The following is a 2,747-nucleotide window of genomic DNA, read 5'->3' as shown; positions in this document are numbered from 1 at the left end:
ATTTTTATCCGCCGACGCTGCTGCTGGACGTGCGCCAGGAGATGGATATCGTCCACGAAGAAACCTTTGGCCCGGTGCTGCCGGTGGTGGCATTTGACACGCTTGAGGAGGCGCTGGCGATGGCCAACGACAGCGACTACGGGCTGACGTCGTCCATCTATACGCGCGACCTGAACGTGGCGATGAAGGCGATTAAGGGGCTGAAGTTTGGCGAAACCTACATCAACCGCGAAAACTTTGAGGCCATGCAGGGCTTTCATGCGGGCTGGCGCAAATCGGGCATCGGCGGCGCCGACGGCCGCCACGGTCTGAACGAGTACCTGCAGACCCAGGTGGTCTATTTACAGGCCTAAGCGGCGGATGAAGAAGCGGACAGCCGACGGCCGTCCGCTTTCGTGAACCTATTTAGCAAACTTATCCAGCACGCGGATGAGCTGGGTGACGAAGCCGTATTCGTTGTCGTACCACGCCACGGTTTTGACCAGCTGAACGTCGCCGGCCTCGGCGATTTCGAGCTGGGTGGCGTCGTAAATCGAACCAAAATGGCTGCCAATCACGTCGGAAGAGACGATCTCCTCTTCGGTATAGCCGAAGGATTCATTATTCGCCGCCGCGTTCTTCATCGCCTGATTGACCTCTTCGGCGGTGACCTTTTTCTCCAGAATAGACACCAGCTCGGTGACCGACCCGGTTTTGGTCGGCACGCGCTGGGCGTGGCCCTTCAGCCTGCCGCTGAGCTCCGGAATCACCAGACCAATCGCCTTCGCCGCCCCGGTAGTGTGCGGGATGATGTTTTCCGCCGCCGCGCGCGAGGCGCGTAAATCCTTGCCGCGCGGGCCGTCCACCAGCGACTGGGTACCGGTGTAGGCGTGAATGGTGGTCATCGTGCCGAGCCTGATGCCGAACGCATCGTGGAGCACTTTCGCCATCGGCGCCAGGCAGTTGGTGGTGCAGGAGGCGACGGAGATAATGGTGTCGTCCGCGGTGAGGGTGTCGTCATTGACGTTGTAGACGATGGTTTTCATCTCCCCGGCGGGGGCGGAGATGAGGACCTTTTTCGCCCCGGCGCTGAGGTGGGCCTGGGCTTTTTCCGTCGAGGTATAGAAGCCGGTGCACTCAACGATAAGCTCCGCGCCCGCGCTTTCCCACGGAATGTTCCGCGCCTCTTTCTCCGCGTAGACGGTGATGCTCTTACCGTTAACGATCAGGGCGTCGTCGGTGAAGTCCACGCTCCACGGGAAGGGACCGTAGTTAGAGTCATGTTTTAGCAGATAGGCCAGCACTTTTGGCGAGGTGAGGTCGTTAATGGCTACCACCTCCAGCGGGCTGTTAACTTCCAATAAGCGGCGTAATACCAGACGTCCGATACGACCAAATCCATTAATTCCAAGCTTGCTCATGGAAAATCTCCTGGTGAGTCGGTTAGAGGGTAAAACTCATACAGGCATACTCCAGTCGGCCGATTTGGGCAACCCGCAAAATCGACCGAGGGGCTAAGCTTTTGAAAAAACTATGCAGAAAAACTAATGAATTCGGTCATGATATGGCGACAGGAAGCAGACCGATAAAACTGAACGTGTCGTGCTTGCGCTGTCATAAATCCCGTTGAGCTCAGGATCGCCTGGTTCAATCATATAGCGGTGTCCTGCCGGGCGGTTTAAGGATTTAAGTGATGTCAAAAAAACGCAGTATCGGACGGCTGATTTCGGCAGGAAAAAATTCTCCCGCTATGTTAAGTCTTCAGGCGGATATCGAGGCGCTGAAGATCCCGCCCCGCAACAGAGCGGAGGCTAAACGGCAGCTGGCAATAAGGCTTCGGCTGCTGAAGAGCGGGGCGCTGAACGAGCAATCATCAAGAGAGCTGGAGAAAAAGGCGGCACGGGATTTATCATTAGCCAACGCGCGCAGATTTGAAGAGGGCGTTGTCGATGCGGTTTCTACAGAAAAAATTGCCTTAGCGCATAAAAAATGGCGCGGCCGGACGGCAGATTAGCGCGGTACGATCGCTTTATCCGCCGCGGGTGGGGTTATCAATAAAAGGGATGAGCAATGAATATATCGGGCGGCTGTATTTTGGCCGCATTGGCGCTGTGTGGCATATCGTTTGCGGCAGCGGCCAAAACAACGTCGGTTAAGTGTTCTTATCCGACCTATAGCGACCAAAGCGGCAATCATGCGGCTAAAAATCCGCTGGTATTTACGTTTATTATCGATAGCGGAACGAATAAGGCCTATATCGCCGGAAACGTCGGTTCGGCCGAGGTAGCCATCGTGCCTAATGGCGTCGATGGCATGTCCTTTATTGAAACCTCAGAGGTGGGCAACGTCACCGTGACGACAATGACGCGCAGCGGTGAGTCGGTGCATAGCCGCAATATGGTGATGCCGGGAGGCATTTTTGCCTCTCAGCATTATGGCACCTGCGTGGCGCAGTAATTCTCGGCCGTTCAGATGCGGGAAAAGCCTTCGGCGTCGGCGATAACCACGGCGTTGCGGCCGGATCGTTTGGCTTCATAGAGCGCCAAATCGGCCCTGCGCAGGACGCTGTAAACGTCATTTTCGCTATCGCTGAACCCGGCAACGCCGAGGGAGATGGTCACCCTTTCGGCGTGGGGGAAATCGGCATTTTCAATCCCCACCCGGATGCGTTCCGCCACTTCTGCCGCCGCGGTCAGGCCGGTATCCGGGAGGAATACGACAAACTCCTCGCCGCCAAACCGGCAGGCAACCTGCCCGCCGGTGCAGAG

The 2,747-nt window shown here is 56.8% G+C and carries 5 protein-coding genes; 3 read left to right on the top strand and 2 right to left on the bottom strand.

Going from position 1 to position 2,747, the window contains the following annotated elements:
- Positions 1–353, top strand: a 353-nt coding sequence (locus PFH44_RS26540; protein ID WP_283826688.1) for an aldehyde dehydrogenase family protein, incomplete at its 5' end; no start/stop codon positions are given.
- A gap of 48 nt (positions 354–401) precedes the next feature.
- Here PFH44_RS26540 and gap read toward each other — a convergent pair.
- Positions 402–1,400 carry a type I glyceraldehyde-3-phosphate dehydrogenase gene (gene gap, locus PFH44_RS26535; RefSeq protein ID WP_045855160.1) on the bottom strand — a complete coding sequence of 333 codons (999 nt, stop codon included), beginning with the start codon at positions 1,398–1,400 and terminating at the stop codon, positions 402–404.
- Between the two features lie 272 nt (positions 1,401–1,672).
- Here gap and PFH44_RS26530 point away from each other — a divergent pair, with 272 nt between their 5' ends.
- Positions 1,673–1,993 carry a hypothetical protein gene (locus PFH44_RS26530; protein WP_283826687.1) on the top strand — a complete coding sequence of 107 codons (321 nt, stop codon included), beginning with the start codon at positions 1,673–1,675 and terminating at the stop codon, positions 1,991–1,993.
- Between the two features lie 56 nt (positions 1,994–2,049).
- On the top strand, positions 2,050–2,436 hold the full coding sequence (locus PFH44_RS26525) for a hypothetical protein (RefSeq protein ID WP_045855161.1): 387 nt from the start codon (positions 2,050–2,052) through the stop codon (positions 2,434–2,436).
- Positions 2,437–2,447: 11 nt separating this feature from the next.
- Here PFH44_RS26525 and PFH44_RS26520 read toward each other — a convergent pair.
- Positions 2,448–2,747, bottom strand: a 300-nt coding sequence (locus PFH44_RS26520; RefSeq protein WP_283826686.1) for a diguanylate cyclase, incomplete at its 5' end; no start/stop codon positions are given.

The organism is Klebsiella sp. Ech2A, from assembly GCF_030078455.1.
Lineage (GTDB): Bacteria > Pseudomonadota > Gammaproteobacteria > Enterobacterales > Enterobacteriaceae > Klebsiella > Klebsiella terrigena.
This window is presented reverse-complemented; position numbering and strand designations above follow the sequence as displayed.